The sequence below is a fragment of the Micromonospora sp. NPDC047557 genome, assembly GCF_043205095.1.
GTDB lineage: Bacteria > Actinomycetota > Actinomycetes > Mycobacteriales > Micromonosporaceae > Micromonospora.
The window spans coordinates 156,557-177,431 of the sequence record NZ_JBIDDK010000012.1 but is presented as its reverse complement, the minus strand read 5'-3'; the positions used below and the strand labels follow the sequence as shown (position 1 = coordinate 177,431).

At 73.5% G+C, this 20,875-nt stretch carries 16 protein-coding genes; 7 read left to right on the top strand and 9 right to left on the bottom strand.

Going from position 1 to position 20,875, the window contains the following annotated elements; all coding sequences use genetic code 11:
* The first annotated feature begins 28 nt into the window (after positions 1 to 28).
* The 4 genes from ACGGAQ_RS25080 to ACGGAQ_RS25065 are packed head-to-tail and all read left to right on the top strand — an operon-like array spanning position 29 to position 3,206.
* Positions 29 to 1,096: an ABC transporter substrate-binding protein gene (locus tag ACGGAQ_RS25080; protein WP_393052934.1), complete on the top strand. Its 1,068-nt coding sequence runs from the start codon at positions 29 to 31 to the stop codon at positions 1,094 to 1,096.
* Entirely contained in the window at positions 1,093 to 1,872 is a 780-nt protein-coding gene (locus tag ACGGAQ_RS25075) for an ABC transporter ATP-binding protein (RefSeq protein WP_393052932.1), read from the top strand. Before ACGGAQ_RS25080 ends, ACGGAQ_RS25075 begins: the two co-directional genes overlap by 4 nt.
* Positions 1,862 to 2,746, top strand: a complete 885-nt coding sequence (locus ACGGAQ_RS25070; RefSeq protein ID WP_393052931.1) for an ABC transporter permease — start codon at positions 1,862 to 1,864, stop codon at positions 2,744 to 2,746. Before ACGGAQ_RS25075 ends, ACGGAQ_RS25070 begins: the two co-directional genes overlap by 11 nt.
* Position 2,747: 1 nt before the next feature.
* Positions 2,748 to 3,206, top strand: a complete 459-nt coding sequence (locus ACGGAQ_RS25065) for an RrF2 family transcriptional regulator (RefSeq protein WP_393052929.1) — start codon at positions 2,748 to 2,750, stop codon at positions 3,204 to 3,206.
* Between the two features lie 106 nt (positions 3,207 to 3,312).
* Here the strand turns inward: ACGGAQ_RS25065 and ACGGAQ_RS25060 are convergent, their stop codons facing one another.
* From ACGGAQ_RS25060 to ACGGAQ_RS25030, 7 genes are all read right to left on the bottom strand, one after another.
* Positions 3,313 to 3,513: a hypothetical protein gene (locus tag ACGGAQ_RS25060; RefSeq protein WP_393052927.1), complete on the bottom strand. Its 201-nt coding sequence runs from the start codon at positions 3,511 to 3,513 to the stop codon at positions 3,313 to 3,315.
* 252 nt (positions 3,514 to 3,765) lie between these two features.
* A complete protein-coding gene (locus tag ACGGAQ_RS25055) occupies positions 3,766 to 5,079 on the bottom strand; it encodes a DEAD/DEAH box helicase (RefSeq protein WP_393052926.1) in 1,314 nt (437 codons plus the stop codon).
* 223 nt (positions 5,080 to 5,302) lie between these two features.
* The gene (locus ACGGAQ_RS25050) at positions 5,303 to 5,506 is read right to left on the bottom strand and encodes a cold-shock protein (protein WP_007464836.1); all 204 of its coding nucleotides are present in this window, start codon (positions 5,504 to 5,506) and stop codon (positions 5,303 to 5,305) included.
* Between the two features lie 205 nt (positions 5,507 to 5,711).
* Entirely contained in the window at positions 5,712 to 9,128 is a 3,417-nt protein-coding gene (locus ACGGAQ_RS25045) for an ATP-dependent helicase (protein ID WP_393052923.1), read from the bottom strand.
* On the bottom strand, positions 9,125 to 12,775 hold the full coding sequence (locus ACGGAQ_RS25040) for an ATP-dependent helicase (protein ID WP_393052922.1): 3,651 nt from the start codon (positions 12,773 to 12,775) through the stop codon (positions 9,125 to 9,127). The genes ACGGAQ_RS25045 and ACGGAQ_RS25040 overlap by 4 nt, the downstream gene beginning before the upstream one ends.
* Positions 12,776 to 12,899: 124 nt before the next feature.
* Entirely contained in the window at positions 12,900 to 13,445 is a 546-nt protein-coding gene (locus tag ACGGAQ_RS25035) for a TIGR00730 family Rossman fold protein (RefSeq protein WP_393052920.1), read from the bottom strand.
* On the bottom strand, positions 13,445 to 14,308 hold the full coding sequence (locus ACGGAQ_RS25030; protein ID WP_354861504.1) for a TIGR00730 family Rossman fold protein: 864 nt from the start codon (positions 14,306 to 14,308) through the stop codon (positions 13,445 to 13,447). Before ACGGAQ_RS25030 ends, ACGGAQ_RS25035 begins: the two co-directional genes overlap by 1 nt.
* Before the next feature lie 154 nt (positions 14,309 to 14,462).
* Between ACGGAQ_RS25030 and ACGGAQ_RS25025 the strand changes: the two genes are divergently transcribed.
* Positions 14,463 to 14,633, top strand: a complete 171-nt coding sequence (locus ACGGAQ_RS25025) for a hypothetical protein (protein WP_234583810.1) — start codon at positions 14,463 to 14,465, stop codon at positions 14,631 to 14,633.
* A 62-nt stretch (positions 14,634 to 14,695) separates the two neighbouring features.
* Here ACGGAQ_RS25025 and dapE read toward each other — a convergent pair whose 3' ends face one another.
* Positions 14,696 to 15,769: a succinyl-diaminopimelate desuccinylase gene (dapE, locus tag ACGGAQ_RS25020; protein WP_393052918.1), complete on the bottom strand. Its 1,074-nt coding sequence runs from the start codon at positions 15,767 to 15,769 to the stop codon at positions 14,696 to 14,698.
* A gap of 78 nt (positions 15,770 to 15,847) precedes the next feature.
* Here dapE and dapD point away from each other — a divergent pair, with 78 nt between their 5' ends.
* The gene (gene dapD, locus ACGGAQ_RS25015) at positions 15,848 to 16,807 is read left to right on the top strand and encodes a 2,3,4,5-tetrahydropyridine-2,6-dicarboxylate N-succinyltransferase (RefSeq protein ID WP_393052916.1); all 960 of its coding nucleotides are present in this window, start codon (positions 15,848 to 15,850) and stop codon (positions 16,805 to 16,807) included.
* Between the two features lie 50 nt (positions 16,808 to 16,857).
* Here dapD and ACGGAQ_RS25010 read toward each other — a convergent pair whose 3' ends face one another.
* Positions 16,858 to 20,178 (bottom strand): S8 family serine peptidase, encoded by a 3,321-nt coding sequence (locus tag ACGGAQ_RS25010; protein ID WP_393052914.1) that lies wholly within the window; start codon positions 20,176 to 20,178, stop codon positions 16,858 to 16,860.
* Positions 20,179 to 20,316: 138 nt separating this feature from the next.
* On the opposite strand from ACGGAQ_RS25010, the gene ACGGAQ_RS25005 reads away from it, so the two are divergent.
* The gene (locus ACGGAQ_RS25005) at positions 20,317 to 20,874 is read left to right on the top strand and encodes a sugar O-acetyltransferase (protein ID WP_393052912.1); all 558 of its coding nucleotides are present in this window, start codon (positions 20,317 to 20,319) and stop codon (positions 20,872 to 20,874) included.
* Position 20,875: the final 1 nt, after the last annotated feature.

Genomic DNA, 20,875 nt, shown 5'->3' with positions numbered 1-20,875 from the left:
AGTAGGAATACTGCGGATTGGATGGACGATGAGACGGCTTCCCCTGCGCCGGTTGGTCACCCTGGCCACCCTCACCGCCCTCGGCGCGGCGACCCTGGGCACCACCGCCGCGTGCGGCGACGACGACAGCAAGGACGCGAGCGGAAGCTCCGGCCCGGTGACACTGCGGCTCGGCTACTTCCCGAACATAACCCACGCGCCGGCCGTCGTCGGCGTCGAGAAGGGCATCTTCGCCGAGAAGCTCGGCGCCGACGTCAAGCTCGAACCGAAGACCTTCAACGCCGGCCCGGCCGCCATCGAGGCCGTCTTCTCCGGCGCGCTGGACGCGACCTACATCGGCCCGAACCCCACCGTGAACGCGTTCTCCAAGTCCAAGGGCGAGGCCGTCCGGGTCGTCTCCGGCGCCGCCTCCGGAGGTGTGGCGCTGGTGGTCAAGCCGGGCATCAACGGCCCGCAGGACCTCAAGGGCAAGAAGGTCGCCACCCCGCAGCTCGGCAACACCCAGGACGTGGCGGTCCGCTACTGGCTCAAGCAGCAGGGGCTGACCACCACCAAGGAGGGTGGCGGCGACGTCAAGATCGTGCCGCAGGAGAACGCCCAGACGGTGGAGACCTTCAACAGCGGCGCGATCGACGCCGCCTGGGTGCCCGAGCCGTTCGTCTCCCGGCTGGTCAACGCCGGCGGCAAGGTGCTCGTCGACGAGCGCGACCTGTGGCCGGACAAGAAGTTCGTCATCACCAACCTGCTGGTCAGCACGAAGTTCCTCAAGGCACACCCGGACGTGGTGCAGAAGCTGGTCGACGGCCAGGTCGCCGCGAACGAATTCGTCAACACCAAGCCGGACGAGGCCCAGCAGGCCATCTCCGACGCCATCGGCAAGATCACCGGCAAGCCGCTGGACCTCAAGCTGATCAAGCAGGCGTGGCCGACGTTGGAGTTCACCAACGACCCGATCTCCACCTCGCTCAAGGCCGGCCTCGACCACGCCGTCGAGGTCAAGCTGACCGAGCCGGTGGACCTCAAGGGCCTGTACGACCTGACCTACCTCAACAAGTCGCTCAAGGCGGCCGGCAAGCCCGAGGTCACCCAGCCATGACGTCGACCACGACGACGCCGCAGAGCGCGACCACCGCGGTCGCGCTCTCCGGCGTGACAAAGGTGTACGGACGTGGGGCGAACGCCGTACTGGCCCTGGACGGGGTCTCCCTCGACGTCGCGCCGGGCGAGTTCGTCTGCCTCGTCGGCGCGTCCGGCTGCGGCAAGAGCACCCTGCTCAACCTGGTCGCCGGCCTGGACCGGCCCAGCGGCGGCCAGATCGGCATCGCCGGCGGCGCCAATCCGGGGCTGATGTTCCAGGAGCCGGCGCTCTTTCCCTGGCTGACGGTCGACGCGAACGTCGAGGTGCCGCTGAAGTTGCGCGGGCTGCCCCGGGCCGAGCGACGCGAGCGGGTCGCCGAGCTGCTGCGCACGGTGCACCTGGGCGAGTTCGGTCGCAAGCGGCCACACGAGCTGTCCGGCGGCATGCGGCAGCGGGTCGCGCTGGCCCGCACGCTGGCCCTGGACACGCCGGTGCTGCTGATGGACGAGCCGTTCGGCGCGCTGGACGCGATGACCCGGGACATCCTGCACGACGAGCTGGAGCGCATCTGGTCCGAGCGCCGGCTCTCGGTCCTGTTCGTCACGCACAACGTCCGCGAGGCCGCCCGGCTCGCCGACCGGATCATCCTGCTCTCCAGCCGCCCCGGCCGGATCATCTACTCCACCGAGGTGGACATCCCACGGCCACGGCGGATCGACTCGCCCGAGGTCGCCGCGATCGCCGCCGAGGTCACCGAACGGCTCCGTACGGAGGTGGGCCGCCATGGCCAGTGACACCCTCACCAGCACGGCGCGCAGCGACGCGGAGATCTCAGGTCTGGACGCGCTGGAGATCGCCGGTCGGGAGAAGGAGGTGTCCCGCAGCACCCGACTCTGGGCGGCCACCTGGCCCAAGCTGGCCGCGCTGGCCATCGTCATCGTGGCCTGGCAGGTGGTGGTCTGGTCCGGCTGGAAGCCCCCGTACTCGCTGCCCGGCCCGCTGGTCGTCGGTCGCGAGCTGGTCACCCAGGCCCAGGGCCCGCAACTCTGGGAGGGCCTGGTCACCACGCTGCGGCGGGCCGCCGTCGGCTACGTCTTCTCGGTGGCCATCGGCCTGCTGCTGGGCCTGGCCGTGGCCCGGTCCAAGGTCCTCCGCGCGGCCATCGGCTCGATGATCACCGCGTTGCAGACCATGCCGTCGATCGCCTGGTTCCCGCTGGCCATCCTGCTGTTCGAGCTGAGCGAGAAGGCCATCTTCTTCGTGGTGGTGCTCGGCGCCGCGCCGTCCATCGCCAACGGGGTGATCTCCGGTGTGGACTACGTGCCACCCCTGCTGCTGCGCGCCGGTCGCAACCTGGGCGCGCGGGGGCTCAACCTCTACCGGTACGTGATCGCGCCGGCCGCCCTGCCGGCGATCGTCGCGGGCCTCAAGCAGGGTTGGGCGTTCTCCTGGCGGAGCCTGATGGCCGGCGAGCTGATCGTCGTCGGCATCTCGCAGACCTCGCTGGGCGCCCAGCTCACCTACTCGCGGGAGCTGTCCGACGCGCCGTGGCTGCTCTCCACGATGATCGTCATCCTGGTGCTGGGCCTGGTCGTGGACGCGGCGTTCGGCGCGGCCGACAAGGCGATCCGCCGCCGCTGGGGCGTACTGGACCAGGCTGGTCAGTGACGTGTACGTCTCCGCGCGCAGCGACTACGCGCTCCGGGCGATGCTCGCCGTCGCCGCCGCCGTGCGCGGCGGCGACGCGGGCGGTGGTGGCGCGGGCGAGCTGGTGAAGGCGGGCAGCCTGGCCGAGGTGCAGGAGATCCCGCTCAGCTTCCTGCAGGGCATCCTGCTCGACCTGCGCCGGGCCGGTCTGCTGCACAGCCATCGGGGCGCCGAGGGCGGATACGCGCTGACCCGGCCACCTGAGGAGATCACCGTCGGCGATGTGCTGCGCGCGGTCGGCGGCTCGCTGACCACGGTACGCGGACTGCCGGCCGAACGCGCCGGCTACCACGGGGTGGCTGCCGGGCTCACCGACGTCTGGCTGGCGGTGCACGGGGCGATCGCCACAGTCGTCGACAGCACCAGCCTCGCCGACCTGCTCAGCCGCACGCCGACCGACCGGGCGTCCACGACGTCCTGACCACCGGGGCGGCATGGTCGGGTCGGTGCCCCGCCGACCCGACCACACCTCGTACCGATCCTGACCGGGCCTGCCCCTGGGTCGGCACCGGTCGGCCGGTCGCTGCTCAGCCCCGGTGCTCGACCGTCGGGCCGGGGCCCGGATCGCCGGGACTGCGCAGCTCCACCAGACCGGCGGGAGCATTGCCCGCCGGGGTGGCATGCCAGGGTGCGAAGGCCGCAACCATGGCGAGCAGCAACCCGGCGAGCCCGACCGCGGCCACCAGGATCAGTTCGCGCAGCGCCCCCGAGCCGGCTTCGCCCGCCATGGTCACCCCTCCCGCGCCGGGCCCCCCGCCCGGCTCCCCCCGATGGCCAGCTTCGACCACACCGGGCCGGGACACAGTCGGCCAGCCGACCAAGCCGCGGCTGATATTCGACTCGGGCCAGCGGCCGGGCGGCGCGGGTCATCGACCGCCACGACGGTCGAGGAGGCCGATCCGGGGCGCGACCCGGACCACCCCGCACACAAACCGACCCGCCCAGCCGAAGCGGGACGGGTCGGTGACGTGCGTGGAGGATCAGACGGTACGCGGGCGGCGCGGGCGACGGGACCGGCCCGACGCGCGGTGCGCCGGGCGGGCGCCGCCGTCGGTGGCCGAGCCACCGGCGACGCGTCCCCGGCTGACAGCCACCGGCGGCGCGACGATGGTCACCGGCACACCTGACGGCTCACGGGCACCGGTCACCCGGGCCAACGAACCGTCGCCCGGGCGCACCTGGACCGACTCCGGCCGGATGCCAGCGACGGCCATCAGCCGGGACACGTCCCGGCGCTGCTCGGGCAGGACCAGGGTGACCACGGAGCCGGACTCGCCGGCGCGGGCCGTCCGACCACCGCGGTGCAGGTAGTCCTTCGCCTCGGTCGGCGGGTCCACGTTGACGACCATGTCGAGGCCGTCGACGTGGATGCCCCGCGCCGCCACGTCCGTGGCGACCAGGGCGGTCACCTGGCCGTTGCGGAACTGCTCCAGGATGCGGGTGCGCTGCGGCTGGGACTTGCCACCGTGCAGCGCGGCGGCGCGTACGCCCTTGGAGAGCAACTGGCGCGCGAGCCGGTCGGCGCGGTGCTTGGTGCCCATGAAGAGGATGGTGCGACCCTCACGGGCGGCGATACGGGTCAGCGCGTCGGGCTTGTCGAGCGCGTCGACGTGCAGCACGTGGTGGGTCATCGCGGTGACCGTGGCGGTGCCCGGGTCGACCGAGTGGGTGACCGGGCTGCTGAGGAAGCGGCGGACCAGCCGGTCCACGCCGCCGTCCAGGGTGGCGGAGAAGAGCATCCGCTGGCCCTGCGGAGCGACCTGCTCCAGCAGCTTGGTCACCTGCGGCAGGAAGCCCATGTCGGCCATCTGGTCGGCCTCGTCCAGCACGGTGATCTCGACCTGGTCGAGCCGGGCGTCGCCGCGGTTGATCAGGTCGTGCAGCCGGCCGGGGGTCGCCACGACCACCTCGGCGCCGGCGCGCAGCGCGTCCGCCTGCCGCTGCAACGACAACCCGCCGACGACGGTGGCGCAGCGCAGACCGACGGCACGGGCGTACGGCGCCAGCGCGGTGGTCACCTGCTGCGCCAACTCCCGGGTCGGCACCAGCACCAGGGCCAGCGGGCGACCCGGCCGGGCCTTGCGGCCGGCGGTGCGGGACAGCAGGGGAAGCCCGAAGGCGAGCGTCTTACCCGAGCCGGTACGACCCCGGCCGAGCACGTCCCGACCCGCGAGCGAGTCCGGAAGAGTCGCCGTCTGGATCGGGAACGGCTCGGTGATGCCCTGCGCGGTCAGGGCGCTCAGCAGCGCCGGCGCCAGACCGGTATGGGCGAAAGACGGAATAACTGTGGTCACGCAGAAGCCTTCCTCGACGCGGAACGTGTCGAGGGAGGGCGCCGAAGGCGGCGCTGTCAACCGGCGGCGCAAGGCAGCCAGGACTCACAAGCACGAACCGATTGGAGTACGGGCCGGCCCGCCGCCGGGCCGCCGCCTGCGGAGGCAGGCGGCGGCGAGGCGGGCCGGTCCCGTCACCGTCACACCCGGAGGGCGCGACAGGTAATACTGACCGATCCGAAGATCAGAGCGGGCGGATGTTCTCCGCCTGCGGGCCCTTCTGGCCCTGGGTCACCTCGAACTCGACCCGCTGGTTCTCGTCCAGGCTCCGGTAGCCGGAGGACTGGATCGCCGAGAAGTGGGCGAAGACGTCAGCGCCGCCGCCGTCCGGGGTGATGAAGCCGAAGCCCTTGTCAGCGTTGAACCACTTCACGGTGCCAATAGCCATGTGTTTCGTCTCCTTGACGGAACGTCGGACTCGCACTTGTTGCGTGCCCGAAGAGGAGCGCTCCGCGCGGGGATGCGCGAATCGCCTGTCGCTTCTGGTCGCCCCGCCCGGAGAACTCCGGACACAACAAAGAGCGCCTGGGGCCACAATCCCGCCAGGCGCACACAGAGTCTCTGGTAACCAAAACTGCAACCCGGTCAACGTATCATGGTTTTCCCGCCAGCGGTGAATCTTGGGCGGAATCTTCGGGCAACTGGCTGATCATGGCCGTGAGCCCCGTCACATCCAGCAGATCGGCGGGCCGAACCGTCGTGCCGTGCCGGACGTAGTGGAAGGCCGCGCCCACCCGGTCGACCGGCACGCCAGCCAGCTCCGCCCAGGCCAACCGGTACACGGCCAACTGCACGGCGGCCACCTCCGCCGCCGGCCCGGTCGGCTGCGCGCCGGTCTTCCAGTCGACCACGTCGAACCGCCCACCCGGCCGGGCGAACACCGCGTCCATCCGCCCCCGCACCACCACGCCGGCGATCACCGTGGCGAACGGCACCTCCACCTCCACCGGTGACCGGTCGGCCCACTCGCTGGCCAGGAACCGCTCCTGCAACTCGACAAGCGCCTCGTCCGGCGCGGCGTCCGCGTCCGCCGCACCGGGCAGCTCGTCCAGGTCGAGCAGGCGGTCGGCGCCGAAGCGCTGCTCCAACCAGGCATGGAACGCGGTGCCGCGACGGGCGTACGGGTTGGGTTCGGTCGGCACCGGACGGCGCAGCGTACGGGCCAGCCCGGCCGGGTCACGCCGCAACGCCACCAACTGGGTGACGCTCAACTGCCCGGGCAGGGCCACCTCGACCGCACCGGAGAGCCTGGTCAGCTCGGCCCGCTCGGCCAGCAGCAGATCCGCCTCGCGCCGCCAGCGCGCCACCTCCGGATCGACCTCCGGCTCGTTCGGCGCGGCGAGCACCGGGCCCACCGGCCCGAGCGCCGCCGACGCCGGGCCGTCGGTCATCAGGCGGCGCACCAGCCCGGCCGCCTCGGCGAGCGCCGGTCGGCGGCCACCCAGCGGGTCGGCCGGCCACTCCGCGCGCAGCACCACCTCGGCCGTCGGGTTCGTGGCGTCCGGGGTGGGCTCCGGCGCCCACGCGTCGACCAGGTGCCCCGGGCCGCCGTCCAGGCATGCGTCGTACACCTCGCGCAGGAAGACCGACGGACCCCGCGGCCGCTTCGTGCCCTCCCCCCACCAGTACCCGGAGCACAGCAGCAGCCGACGCGGGCGAGTGACCGCCACGTACGTCAGGCGGCGCTCCTCCCGCTCGTCGTGGGCCCGCCAGGCGTCGGTGAAGTCGGCCACCGCCCGGGCCACGGCCCGCTGGTCGGCCGCCTCGTCGAGCGCCAGCTCGGGCAACCCGTCGGCGTCGCCGCGCAGCGGGAACGGCAGCACACCCAGCCCGCCCAGCCAGTGGTCGGAGTTGCGCACCGGCCCCGGCCACGACCCACGGCACAGCCCGGCCACCGCCACCACGTCCCACTCCAGACCCTTCGCGGCGTGCGCGGTGACCACCTGCACCGCGCCCTCCACGACCTCGACCTCGCCCGGGGCGAGACCGCGCTCCTCGTCCTCGGCGGCGGCCAGGTAGGACAGGAAGCCGGACAGCGTCGCGCCGGGCGTCTCTCCGCTGAAACGGGCCGCCACGTCACCCAGGGCGTCCAGGTGCCCCCGTGCCAGGCCGGCGTCGCCGGCGCCGTCGCGGCCGGCGCGCACCGCGACCTCCACGTCCAGGCCGATGGTCCGCTCGATGTCCGCGATCAGATCCGGCAGGGCCTGGTCCAGGCGGTAGCGCAACAGCGCCAACTCCATGCCGTACGCCCGCAGCCGCGCGAACCCCTCCGCCGAGTACGCCTGCGCCGGGCCGAGGTCGGCCAGCGCCTCCACCAGGGTCGCCTCGTCCAGCAGGTCGGGGGTGATGTCCGAGGTGTCGTCGGCGGCCACCTGGCGTCGGGCGTTGGCGATGGCCCGGGCCCGCCGGTGCAGCGCCACCAGGTCACGCGGCCCGATCCGCCAGCGGGCGCCGGTGAGCAGCCGCAGCAGCGCGGCCCCGTCGGTCGGGTCGGCCAGCACGCGCAGGGTGCACACCACGTCGCGGACCTCGGGAGTGTCCAGCAGACCGCCGAGGCCCACCACCTCCACCGGCAGGCCGCGCTCGCGCAACGCCGACTCGATCGCCGGGATCTGGCTGCGGACCCGGACCAGCACGGCGGTCGTCGGCCGCTGCGCCACCGGGATGTGCTCCGGCGCCGCGCCGGGCATCCGGGCCGCGCCGCGCCAGGCGGCGAGCACACTGTCGGCGATCCACGCCGCCTCGTCGGCGTACGTGGGCAGCAGCGCGCAGTGCACCGTGCCACCGGCCGCCCCGCCGGGGCTGCGATGCGGAATCGGGTCGCGGACGGTCAGCGCGGAGCGCAGCTCCGGCACCCGGGCGCCGGCCGCGCGCAACGGCGTGGACAGGGCGTTCGCCACCCGGAGGATCTCCGGGCGGTTACGCCAGCTGGTGGTGAGCCCGAGCGCCGGGGCCGGCTGGCCGTCGGCGCGGGCGAACTCGGTGGGGAACCGGTCGAGGGTGCCCGCGCTGGCGCCCCGCCAGCCGTAGATGGACTGGCACGGGTCACCCACCGCCGTCACCGGGTGCCCGCCACCGAACAGCGCGTTGAGCAGCACCACCTGCGCGTGGCTCGTGTCCTGGTACTCGTCGAGCAGCACCACCCGGAACCGGTCCCGCTCGATCTCGCCAACCCCGGGGTGATCCCGGGCCACCCGGGCCGCCCGGGCGAGCTGGTCGGCGAAGTCCATCGCCTCGAAGTCCAGCTTGCGCCGGGCGTACGCCCGCACCAGCGGCAGCAGGCGCAGCCGGGTCTGTTGCAGGGCGAGCGCCTTGCGCACGTCGGCGTACACCCGGCCCGGCCGCGACTGCACCTCGGCGAAGAACCGGCCGGTCCAGGCGGCCAGTTGGTCCGGTGCGACCAGGTGCTCGTCCAGCTCACCGGCGAGCGCCAGCACCGCGTCGGTGATGGTGCTCGGCATCCGATCCACCTCGGACATGTCACCGTCGTAGTTGCGCACCAGCAGGTCGACCAGCTGCCAGCGGGACGCCTCGGTGAGCAGTCGGGTGGACGGCTCGTAGCCGGCCCGCAGACCGTGCTCGGTGACGATCCGCCCGGCGTACGAGTGGTAGGTGGAAACGGTGGGCTCACCGGCGAGCGGGTCGTCCAGCGGGTCGCGACCCTTCCGGCCGAGGCGGCGGATCAGCTGGTCCAGCCGGGTGCGGACCCGGTGGGCCAGCTCACCGGCCGCCTTACGGGTGAAGGTCAGCCCGAGGATCTGCTCCGGGCGCACGTACGAGTTGGCCACCAGCCAGACCACCCGCGCGGCCATCGTCTCGGTCTTGCCGGACCCGGCCCCCGCCACCACCAGCAGCGGCTCCACCGGAGCGGCGATGATCGCGGCCTGCTCCCGGGTGGGCGCCGGCAGCCGCAGCAGTTTGGCCAGCTCCACCGGGGTGTACCGGGGCCCGGAGTCCGCCAGCCGGGGCGTCGGCGGGGGGCCCGCGCCGAACAGGGTGGGCTGGGTCATGGGTTCTCCGGACGTCGGACGGTCGGCGGCTCGACCACCTGGCGCCCCTGCCCGGAGACCGGGCAGCTGGTGCGCACCGGGCAGACCCGGCACTTCGAGTTGGCCACCGCGGCGAACGTGGCGGCTGCCATCGTATCGGCGGTCCGCCGGACCAGCGCCGTCGCCCAGCCGGCCGCCGGGCCCTCGCCCGCCGCCGGCTGATTCTGCTCCCGGGCATCCTTCGCGGACGTGCCGAGCTGCACCAGCGCCGCGCCGCCGGACTCGTCGCCGAACTCGGCGAACGCGCCCGCCTCCACCGCCGCCTGGTACGCGCCGAGCTGCGGGTGCTCGGCCAGTTCGGAGCCGGTCACGGCTGTCGACTTGCCGGTCTTGAGGTCGATCACCACCAGCCGGCCGGCCTCGTCGACCTCCAGCCGGTCGACCCGCCCGGTCAGGTCGACCGGTCGCTGCGGATCGTCCAGGCGGACCGCGAACTCGTGTTCGATGGCGAGCAGCCGGCGCGGGTTGGTGGCCAGCCAGCGCAGCAGCTTGTCGACCATCGCCTCGGCGCGCTCCCGCTCGGGGCCGGCCATCCATCGGGCGGCCAACTCGATCGCGTCGAACCGGGCGGCCACGTAGTCGAGCAGGGCGCCCCGGTCGGCGCTGGCGTCCTCGGCGAGCATCGCGGCGGCGTGCACCAGGTTGCCCACCCCCTGCGCGGTGCTGGTCGGGCCGCTGCCGCCGTGCCGTTCCAGGAGCCAGCGCAGGCTGCACCGCAGCGCGCTCTCCATCGCCGACGGGGTGACCCGCACCGGCGCCCCCTCGTCGACAAGCGGCCGGTCGTCGGAGAGCGCCCGCAGCCCCCACCAGTCGTCCGGGTGCGCGCCGGGCACACCCGCGGCGGCGAGCCGCGCCAGCTCGGCCGCCGCGGCGCGCCGCCGGGCCGCCGGTGCGGCCGGGTCGGTGATGGCGGTACGCAGTTCGGCGACCAGCGCCGGCAGGGTGAGAGCCCGGGGCGGCCGGGTGACCGGCAGCGCGCCGGGCTGGTCCGGCTCGTCGTCGTCCCTGCCCTCGGCGCCGTCATTCCCGGCCGCCGGCGCTGCCACCCGAGCCGGTCCGCCGTTGCCGACCACGCCGCCACCGGTCCCGCCGCCGGTCGCGCCGTCAGCGGTCACGCCGCCGGTCGCGCCGTCAGCGGTCACGCCGCCGGTCGCGCTGCCGCCGGTACCGGCCTCGGCGGAGGGGGTGCCGTCCGGTACGCCGGTGACGGGGCCGCCGCTCGGGGGGCCGGTGCGCGGGCCGGGCGTGCTCGGCGGCGCGGTCGGCGGGCCGGGCGTGCTCGGCGGCGTGCTCGGGCCCAGTTCGTGCAGGAAGCGGCTGGGCTGCTCCTCGTGGTCGTCGCCGCCGACCGCCGCCGACGCCACGGCGCTGACCAGCAGGCGGTGGCGGGCCCGGCTGATGGCGACGTGGAAGAGCCGGCGCTCCTCGTCCAGCAGTGCCGAGGTCTGGCCCACCACGGTTGCCGCCCGGGCGCCGCCAACGGACCGGCCGGCCAGCACGTCGACCAGCCGTTCGGAGCCGAGCAGGCTGCCGCGCAGGCGCAGGTCCGGCCAGATGCCCTCCTGCACTCCGGCGATTGCGACCAGGTCCCACTCCAGGCCCTTCGCGGCGTGCGCGGTGAGCAGTCGTACCGCCGCGCCCCGGTCGGCCGTCGGCGCGATGGTGTCCGCCGGCAGGTCCTGGGCGAGCACGTGGTCGAGGAAGACCTCGGTACGGGCGCCGGGCAGCCGGTCGGTGAAGCGGGCCGCCGCGTCGAAGAGCACCAGCACGGCGTCCAGGTCCCGGTCGGCAGCCTCGGCTCGCCGGCGTCGGGCCAGGTCGCCCTCGCCGGCGGCCGGCCGCCCCTGGGCGATCGCGCCGGCCCAGCGCTCGGCCAGCCCACTGGCGTCCCAGACCTCCCAGAGCACGGTCTCGGCGGTCGCGCCGGGTTGGGCCGCGGCGTCCCGGGCGGTGGCGAGCAGCCCGGCCACCGCCTGCGCCGGCTCCGCCCACCGCCTGTCGATGCCCGCCAGGTCCGTCGGGTCGCGCAGCGCCTCGACGATCAGCTCCCCGGACGGACGGCGGTCGCCGCCGGCCAGCGCCAGGGCGCGCAGGCCCTGACGCAGCCGCCGTTCGGCCAGCGGGTCCGCACCGCCCAGCGGCGAGTGCAGCAGCGCGACGGCCGCCTCCTCGTCCAGCCGGTCCGGTTCCAGTGCGCAGCGCAGCAGGAGCAGCAGCGGCGCCACCGCGGGTTGCAGGTGCAGGGGCAGGTCCTCGCCGTGCACCACGGTCGGGACGCCGGCGGCGTGCAGCGCGCGTTGCAGGGTGGGCAGCTGCAACGCCGTCGACCGCACCAGCACCGCCATCCGCGACCACGGGACGCCGTCGAGCAGGTGCGCGGCGCGCAGCGCGTGGGCCAGCCAGGCGGCCTCGCTGGTGGCCGAGCGGAACGTGTGCACCTCGACCACACCGGCCGGGGCGTCCGGCAGTGGGCGCAGCCGGCGGTGCGCCATCGGACCGCGCAGCCGGCGGCCCAGCCGGGCCATCGCGGCGAGCAGGACCGGGCCGGCCCGGTACGACGTGCTCAGCAGCACCTGCGCGGCCGGTGCGCCGGAGGCCGTCCGGAAACGGTGCCCGAACGTGGTCACGCCGGCCGGGTCCGCACCACGGAAGGCGTACGTGGAGGAGTCGGGGTCGGCGAACGCGACGAGCGACTTGCCCCCTCCGGCGATGACCGAGAGCAGTTCGAGCTGGGCGGGATCGGTGTCGGCCAGTTCGTCGACGTACACGTGGGCGAGGCGGCGACGCTCGGCGGCCAGCAGCTCCTCGTCGTCGCGCAGCAGACCGGTGGCGGCCCGGACCAGCTCGGCCGGGTCGTACGCGATCGAGCCCCGGTTGCTGACGTCACGCAGCGCGAGCACCGCGACGTACTCCCGCAGGAAGCGGGCGGCGGCCGGCCAGTCGGCGCGCCCGAGCTTCTCGCCCAACCGGGCCAGGTCGACCGGACCCACCCCGCGCTCGGCGGCGCGCATGAGCAGGTCGCGCAACTGACCGGCGAAGGCCCGGGTCCGCAGTGCCGGGCGCAGGTCGGCGGGCCAGCCGACCGGGTCGTCCTCGGGCTCCTCGCCCACCACGTCCAGCAGCTCGCGGATGATCAGATCCTGCTCGGGGCCGGTGAGCAGCCGGGGCGACGGCTCGCCGCGTTCGGCGGCGGCGCGGCGCAGCAGCCCGAAGGCGTACGCCGGGAAGGTGCGCACCAGCGGCTCGCGCAGCACGCGGTAGCCGTCCTGCGCGACCCGGGCCTCGATGCGCTGGCGCAGCGCGGTGGCGCCGCGGCGACCGAAGGTCAGCACCAGGATCCGCTCGGGATCGACCCCCTCGGCGACCCGGGCGGCGACCGCCTCGACGAGGGTGCTGGTCTTGCCGGTGCCGGGACCGCCGAGCACCAGCATCGGCCCGTCGGTGTGCGCGACGACCTCCTGCTGGACGGGATCGGCACGCCAGTGCAGGCTCGCCGGCCCGGGTGTGCCGGCGACGACACTGCCGTCGACGGGCGCGGCGGTGCCGCCCGCGTCCCCGTCCCCCCGCGCCGGCCCCCCGGGCCGCCGCACCAACCGGTACGCCTGCATCCCCAAATCCCATCACCCCCCTACGACACCAACCCCACCCCACCCGCGCCGGTCATGGAGGTGGCGGCACGACACGCCGACGGCCCTGCCGCCACCCTCATGACCGACCGGGTGGGACCCGGAGTCAGGGTAGGTGGGACTCCAGCGCTTTCACCGCTTCGGGGACCGTGGCGACCACGGTCAGCAGGTTGCGCCCGGCGGGTTTGAGGAAGTTCTGGTCGGTGAGGGTGGCCAGCCAGTCCAGCAGGGGCCGGTAGAAGCCGTCCGCGTCGATCAGCACCATCGGCTTGGCATGCATAGCGAGGGTGGCGGTGGTCCAGACCTCGAACAGCTCGTCCAGTGTGCCCAGCCCGCCCGGCAGGGCGAGGAACGCGTCCGACCTGTCGATCATCAGCGTCTTGCGGCTGGCCATCGAATCGGTCACCAGCAACTCGTCCGAGGCCAGGTCGGCGACCTCCAGATCGACGAGCGCCTGCGGGATGACGCCCACGGTGTACCCGCCGGCGGCCCGCGCGCCGTCGGCCACCGCGCCCATCATGCCGACGCAACCACCGCCGCTGACCAGCGTGTGCCCGCGCCGGGCCAGCTCCGCGCCGGTCTCCGCGGCGAGGTCGAGCCAGCGTTGGTCCAGGGTGCGGGACGAGGCGCAGAAGACGCAGACCGCCGCCATCAGCCCTCCCGGGGCCGGTCGGGGGCCTGCTCGGCGGCGGCCTGCTGGTCGGCGCCGGTACGCGCCACGGCCTCGTCGCGGACCGCCTCCTGCTCGACGGAGAGCGCCGCCTCGGCCTCGACGATGTGGCGGACGGCCGCGTTGACGTCGTCGGTGAGGCAGATCAGATCCAGGTCGACCGGGCCGATCTTTCCGCTGGCGGCCATCGTGTCGCGCAGCCAGTCGAGCAGCCCCTGCCAGTAGGCGACCCCCATCAGCACGACCGGGAACCGGGTGACCTTGCCGGTCTGCACCAGGGTGAGCGCCTCGAACAGCTCGTCCATGGTGCCGAACCCGCCGGGCAGCACCACGAACGCCTGGGCGTACTTGACGAACATGGTCTTGCGGGCGAAGAAGTAGCGGAAGTCGATGGCCAGGTCGACCCAGTCGTTGATGCCCTGCTCGAACGGCAGCTCGATGCCGAGCCCGACGGAGAGCCCGCCGGCCTCGGTGGCGCCCCGGTTGGCGGCCTCCATCACTCCGGGGCCACCCCCGGTGATCACCGCGTAGCCGGCCCGCGCGAGCGCGCCGCCCATCTCCTCGGCCAGCCGGCACTCGGCCGTGTCCGGGCCGCTGCGGGCCGAACCGAAGACGCTGACCGCCGGCGGCAGGTCGGCGAGGGTGTCGAAGCCCTCGACGAACTCGGAGAGGATGCGCAGCGCACGCCAGGCGTCCCTGGTCTTCCAGTCCTCGCGCCCGCGCGAGTCCAGCAGCCGCTGGTCGGCGGTGCTGCTCGGGATCGCCCCCCGGCGCAGCGTGACGGCGCCCCGGTGCCGCTCCTGCCCCGGGCCGCGGCCGGCCTCCCGCCCGTTGTTCTGGCTCATGAAGCAACCGTAGTGGAGCCGCACACGCCGGGTGTGCGGGGCGGGGACGTCGAGAAATAGTTCGCGATCATGGGCAACTATTTGGCTTCCCCGTACGTCTTACTATTCACATACCGGGTATGCCCGGGCGCGCGCCTTCGGGGGAGGAGACAGCGTGATCAGCAACAGCGAGATGATCCGGATCCGTCGACAGATGCAGCGACGGATCCACGACGTGGTGGCCGAGCGCCGCCGCGCCCGTGACCTCGACCCCGCCCTGTCGCCCGCCGCCACCGGATCCGGAGCCGATCAAGAGGTTCGCGCCGCCGACAACGGGCCAGGCTGACGCGAACCTCTTGATCGCCGGAAACCGGGCCGACCGGCCAGCCCGAAAAGGGCCCGACCAGGTCAGGCCGGGGCGAGCCAGCGGTGCAGCGTCGCCGCGCCGTCACGGATCTTGCTGATCTCGACGTGCTCGTCGGGGTGGTGGGCGAGGTTCGGGTCGCCCGGGCCGAAGTTCAGCGCGGGGATCCCCATGGCCGCGAACCGGGCCACGTCCGTCCAGCCCAGCTTGCCGATCGGCGCGGCGCCGACCGCGGCCAGGAACTCCTTCGCCGGGGCCGCCTCCAGCCCCGGCGCGGCACCCGCGGCGGTGTCGGTCACCCGCACCTCGAAGCCGGCGAACACCTCACGCAGGTGCGCCTCCGCCTCGGCGGGGGTGCGGTCCGGAGCGAACCGGTAGTTGACCTCGATCTCGCAGTGGTCGGGGACCACGTTGCCGGCCACGCCACCGTTGATCCGTACCGCGTTCATGCCCTCGCGGTAGTCGCAGCCGTCGATGGTGACCCGGCGTGCCTCGTACGTCTGGAGACGGCGCAGCACCTCCCCGGCCGCGTGGATCGCGTTCACGCCGTGCCAGGAGCGAGCCGAGTGGGCGCGGACGCCGGTCGTGGTGACCACCGATCGCATGGTGCCCTGGCAGCCCGCCTCGACGATGCCGTACGTCGGCTCCAGCAGCACCGCGAAGTCCGCCTCCAGCCACTCCGGGAACGCCTGCGCGACCAGGTTCAGCCCGTTGTAGCGCGACTCGATCTCCTCGGCCTCGTAGAAGAGGTACGTCACGTCGTAGCGCGGGTCGGGCAGCGTCACGGCCAGGTGCAGGGCGTACGCGACGCCGGACTTCATGTCGGAGGTTCCGCAGCCGTACATCAGGTCGCCGCGCATGGTCGACGGAAAGTTGTTGTTCAGCGGCACGGTGTCCAGGTGACCGGCGAGCACGACGCGCTGCGACCGGCCGAGGTCGGTGCGGGCCATCACGGTGTTGCCGTGTCGGTGCGTGGACAGGTGCGGTACTCCCCGCAGCACCTCCTCGACGAAGTCGGCGATCGCCTTCTCGTTGAGGGACACGGACTCTATGTCGACCAGTACGCGGGTCAGCTGCACCGGATCGGCGAGGACCTCGGGGGTCAGCGGGTTCTCCATGGTTCGCACGGTACCTTCAGGTCTGTCAGCGCGAGGAGCGAGCCGAGGCCGGCCTGGCCGCGACCGAGAGGTGTAACAGTGACGTCCGCAGATTCCGCCTGGGGCATCGGCCTGGCCACCGTCACCGCCGACGGGCAGGTGCTCGACACCTGGTATCCGACCGGCAAGCTGGGCCTGGGTGAGCTGCCGCTGGTTGCCGGCGAGGGCGAGTCGGACGTGCTGGACCTGCCGCCGGGCGCGCTGGGCGACCGGTCGCTGCCCGGTCTGCGTACCGTCCAGGTGGTCACCGTGATCGGCTCGCTGGACGACCCGATCAAGGACGCCTCCGACGCGTACCTCCGGTTGCACCTGCTCTCCCACCGCCTGGTGCGGCCCAACCAGCTCAACCTGGACGGCATCTTCGGCAAGCTCGCCAATGTGGCCTGGACGTCTGCCGGGCCGTGCCCGCCGGAGCGGGTGGACGAGCTGCGGGTGATCGAGCGGGCGGCGGGCCGGCACCTGTCGGTGTACGGGGTGGACAAGTTCCCCCGGATGACCGACTACGTGGTGCCCTCCGGTGTGCGGATCGCCGACGCGGACCGGGTCCGGCTCGGCGCCCACCTGGCCGCCGGGACCACAGTGATGCACGAGGGCTTCGTCAACTTCAACGCCGGCACCGCCGGCACCTCGATGGTCGAGGGGCGGATCGTGCAGGGCGTGCTGGTCGGCGACGGCTCCGACATCGGCGGTGGCGCCTCGATCATGGGCACCCTCTCCGGTGGCGGCACCGAGAAGGTCAGCATCGGCGAGCGCAGCCTGGTCGGCGCGAACGCCGGCGTCGGGATCTCGCTCGGCGACGACTGCGTGGTCGAGGCCGGCTGCTACATCACCGCCGCGTCGAAGATCACCCTCCCGGACGGCCGCGTGGTCAAGGCCCGGGAGCTGTCCGGCGTCGACGGCCTGCTGTTCTGGCGCAACTCGGTCACCGGCGCGCTGGAGGCCCGCCCGCGCACCGGCCGGGGCATCGAACTGAACGCCGCCCTGCACGCCAACGACTGACGCCCCCGCCGGGTCCGCGGCGCTCGGCCGCGGACCCGACGGGGTACGCCTCAGCGCAACCGGTACGCCTGGATGATCCGTTCGGTCACCGTGTTGCCGGCGGCGTCCCGAGCGGTGGCCCGCAGGGACACGTGGCCGGGTGCCGCGGGATGCCGGACGGTGGCCGTCCAGCCGTGGCCGCCGTGCCGGACTCGGGCGGGTCGCCAGGTCCGACCGCCGTCGTAGGAGACGTCCACCCGCAGCCCGGTCACGCGCGATCCGTTGGCACCGGGCTGTGGCTGCACCTGCACCGGGATGACCAGGCTCCGACCGGCCGCGGCGGCGTTGTCCCGGTCCAGCGCAGGCGTGAACCGGATCGCCGACAACGGCAGTGGCCGGTAGTCGTCGCCGGGCACGTGCCCGGACCGGAACGTCCACACCGCCCCGACCTCGGTGCTCAGGTCGGTGAAGCTGCGCTTCGTCGACACCTCCAGCCGGTAGTCCGCGGCGCCGGGCGGCACCGTGAACTGGCCGTACCCCGGCTCGGTCAGCTCGTCGACCAGGACACCGTTGCGGTACAGGGCGGTCCGGCCGGCGTCCGTGATCGACCCGCCGGCGTGGCCGTCGGCGTCGCCGTGCAGCGGGAGGCTCACCAGGATCTCGTCACCGAGGCGGGTGACGCCCTCGCCCGGCCAGCGCGGCGCGGGGAAGGACGGCCCGTACGGCGCGCTGTTCCAGGTCTCCCCGACGTGCCGGCCCGCCCGGTACGCCTTCGGTTCGGCCTGCAGCACGGCCTTGGTGTCGAGCCACCCCTCCTCTGTGGGCACGCCGAACGTCAGCTCGGAGGACCAGCGCACACCGTTGGTGTTGTAGTACTCGACGCGTCGCCCGGGCACCGCGGTGGGCAGGACCGTCGCCCAGCCGCCCAGGTCCGGTTCGAGGTGCGGGAAGACCACCCGCTCGGCGACCATGCCCGGGTAGCCGCCCCGGAACTCGTGCGTGACAGTGGCCAGGTCCCGAGCGCGGTAGGTCTTGTCGAAGCCGGTCGGCATGCGGCCGGGGATCTTCTCGCTGAGCGCGTACAGGTAGGGGCTGCTGGCCACCTCCGGCTTGCGCCACTGGCTGCTCACCGTGCCGAAGAACCGTGCGCCGGAGACCACCCGACCGAGGTGCCCGGTGGCCAGCCCGGTGAAGTCAAACCCGAGCAGACCGAAGCCGTAGGACTGGTCGTCCGCGCCGATGAAGTTCGCGCCGATCTCCACCAGATCCGGGACGGCAGTCCGCTCCGGGATGGTGGTGCGCACCGGCCGTGCCTTACGCGCGTCGACGGTGATTGTGACGTCACGGTCGAGCACCAGCTCCGGCTGGACCAGTTGGGCCGCGACGTCGTCGCCGAAGACGATGCTGGCCAACCCGTACCGGCCCCGGGGGACGCGGACCTCGACGGTGCCGTCGGGGTCGTACAGGTGGCGACTTTCGAAGGTGTCCAGGTCGACCAGCGCGGTGATGTGGTCGCTGGCTGCCGCGCCGCTGTCGTCGAGGTGCCGGACGGTGAGCTGATAGCTCTCCACCTCCCGGTTCACCGCGACCGGGGTGACCGCCACGGCGGCGCCGGAGCGGGCCACGATGCGGCCGGTCCAGTAGCCGTCCGTACCGAGCCGGGTGTCCACGGTGACCGTGGTGCCCGCCGTGCCGCCGGCGGGCACGGTGACCTGACCCGCCCCGAGGGAGAACATGCCGGCCGGAGCCGGTTGGCCGTCCGGGCCGGTCACCTCCAGACTCAGGTCAAGGGTGAGTGGGGCCGGGCCGTCGTTGTGCCAGTCGACCTGCCGGGCGACCGGGGCGTCGTCGTCGTGCGGCCAGGCCGGCTGACCGAAGGAGACGCTGACCGGGGTGCTGGTCACCCGCTGGGTGATCGCGCGGGCCACGTCGACCCGGCCGGCACCCTGCTGGAAGGCGGTCTGCTCCGGGTGCGGCTTCGCCGAGGCCATCAGGGTCGCCTTGAGCTGGGCCGCCGCCCACCCCGTGTGCTGCTGGGCGAGCAGCGCCACCGCGCCGGTGACGTGCGGCGCGGCCATCGAGGTGCCGGAGAGCGCGAGGTACCCCTCCCCCACCGGCTCGCCGATCTGCGCGCCCTTGGCACGGGCGGCGACGATGCCGACCCCCGGGGCGGTCAGGTCCGGCTTCAGCCCGCCGTCGCCCACCCGGGGGCCACGGCTGGAGAAGTCGGCCAGCGCGTCGTCGCGGTCCACCGCACCGACGGTGAGCGCCGCTTCGGCGCTGCCCGGCGAGCCGACCGAGCCGTCCGTGCCGTCGTTGCCGGCGGAGAGGACGAAGAGCGCGCCGGTCTGCGCGGTCAGCGACTCGACCGCCGCCTCCAACGGGTCCACGTCGGGGGTGTCGGTGCCGCCCAGGCTCATGTTTATCACATCGGCGTGCTGGTCGACGGCCGCCCACTGCATCCCGGCCAGGATCGCCGAGTCCGTGCAGCCCTGCTCCTCGCAGACCTTGCCGTTGAGCAGCGTGGCGTCCGGGGCGACACCGTGGTATTTGCCACCGGAGGCGGCCCCACTGCCCGCGATGATCGAGGCGACGTGCGTGCCGTGACCGACCGTGTCGTCGGTGTCGGTGGCCTCGGTGAAGTTCCGTGCCTCGGCGATCCGACCGCTCAGGTCGGGGTGGCTGGCGTCGATCCCGGTGTCCAGCACCGCCACGCGGACACCCCGGCCGGTGAAGCCGGCCTGATACGCGGCCGGGGCGCCGATCTGCGGCACGCTGTGGTCGAGGGTGACCTGCCGACGACCGTCGAGCCAGATCCGTTCGGCACCCCCCGCCGTGCCGACCCGGGCACCGGCGCCGGTGAGCGCCGCCCAGACCGTGGTGGCCTTCTGCTTGTCGGCGGTCGCGGCGAACCCGCCGATGGCCGGCAACTCCGCCGTGACGGTCAGGCCGGCGGGCGCCGCGACGCGCTTGCGGGCGCCCGAGTCGGCGGCGACCAGCACCGGCAGGTCGTTCCGGCGCGCGTCGTCGTAGCCGGCGGCGATCAGCCCGGTCACGTCGAACAACCGCCGGTCGACCCGGCCGGCGCGAACCAGGGGCAGCGCGTCCTGCGGCAGCACCGTGAGGTGGCCACGGTCGCGGGTGGTGAGGAACCGCTGGTGCGTACGCCCCGGACCGGGGCGCACGGAGGCGGACCCGGAGTCGGTGACGCTGACCCGGTCTCCGGTGAGCAGGGTGACGGTGGTCGTGGACGCGGCGCGCGGGGCGGCGCCGGTGGTGGCGTTGGTGGCCGTGGCGGTGCTGGTGGGTGGTTGGGCCGCGGCGATCACCGGAGTGCCCAGCACGAGGGCTGCGGCGGCGATGGCGGCGATCACTCTGCTGCGTCGATGCAACGGATCCTCCTTGGTGGAGCGTGGTAACCAGAAGACGCATTGACCGCCGCTAGTATTGCATACCGGGTATGCATAAAAGAGGGCCGAAATATAACGGACCTGCCAACTGATGGCAGGTCAGCGGGCATCATCGACCGGGTGACCTCCATGAAGGACAAAATGCTCGCGGGTGAGCCCTACCTCGCCGACGATCCCGAGCTCATCGCCGATCTGGACCGGGCCGCCCGGTTGATGGAGCGCTTCAACACCAGCCTCGCGGCGGATCCGGCGGCGCGGCTCGCGGTGCTGCGCGACCTGCTCGGCGAGCTGGGCGACGGCACCTGGATCCGTCCACCGTTCTACTGCGACTACGGCTGGCAGATCCGGATCGGGCCCCGGAGCTTCGTCAACTACAACGCCGTCTTCCTCGACGTCGCGGCGATCACCATCGGCGCGGACGTCCAGGTCGGACCGAACGTGCAGCTCCTCACGCCGACCCACCCGGTGGAACCCTGCCCGCGCCGCGACAAGTGGGAGGCCGCCAAACCGATCACCATCGGCGACAATGTGTGGCTCGGCGGCGGCGCGATCGTGCTCGCGGGAGTGACGATCGGCGCGAACACCGTCGTCGGCGCCGGAGCGGTGGTGACCCGCGACCTACCCGCCAACGTGGTCGCGGTCGGTAACCCGGCCCGACCGGTCCGCGAACTCGACTAGG

What these genes read in the sequence shown, in the direction of transcription:
- ACGGAQ_RS25080 (WP_393052934.1), top strand. Translation starts at nt 29, where the DNA reads ATGAGACGGCTTCCCCTGCGCCGGTTGGTCACCCTGGCCACCCTCACC.
- ACGGAQ_RS25075 (WP_393052932.1), top strand. Translation starts at nt 1,093, where the DNA reads ATGACGTCGACCACGACGACGCCGCAGAGCGCGACCACCGCGGTCGCG.
- ACGGAQ_RS25070 (WP_393052931.1), top strand. Translation starts at nt 1,862, where the DNA reads ATGGCCAGTGACACCCTCACCAGCACGGCGCGCAGCGACGCGGAGATC.
- ACGGAQ_RS25060 (WP_393052927.1), bottom strand. Translation starts at nt 3,513, where the DNA reads ATGGCGGGCGAAGCCGGCTCGGGGGCGCTGCGCGAACTGATCCTGGTG.
- ACGGAQ_RS25050 (WP_007464836.1), bottom strand. Translation starts at nt 5,506, where the DNA reads ATGGCTATTGGCACCGTGAAGTGGTTCAACGCTGACAAGGGCTTCGGC.
- ACGGAQ_RS25045 (WP_393052923.1), bottom strand. Translation starts at nt 9,128, where the DNA reads ATGACCCAGCCCACCCTGTTCGGCGCGGGCCCCCCGCCGACGCCCCGG.
- ACGGAQ_RS25040 (WP_393052922.1), bottom strand. Translation starts at nt 12,775, where the DNA reads ATGCAGGCGTACCGGTTGGTGCGGCGGCCCGGGGGGCCGGCGCGGGGG.
- ACGGAQ_RS25035 (WP_393052920.1), bottom strand. Translation starts at nt 13,445, where the DNA reads ATGGCGGCGGTCTGCGTCTTCTGCGCCTCGTCCCGCACCCTGGACCAA.
- ACGGAQ_RS25030 (WP_354861504.1), bottom strand. Translation starts at nt 14,308, where the DNA reads ATGAGCCAGAACAACGGGCGGGAGGCCGGCCGCGGCCCGGGGCAGGAG.
- dapE (WP_393052918.1), bottom strand. Translation starts at nt 15,769, where the DNA reads ATGGAGAACCCGCTGACCCCCGAGGTCCTCGCCGATCCGGTGCAGCTG.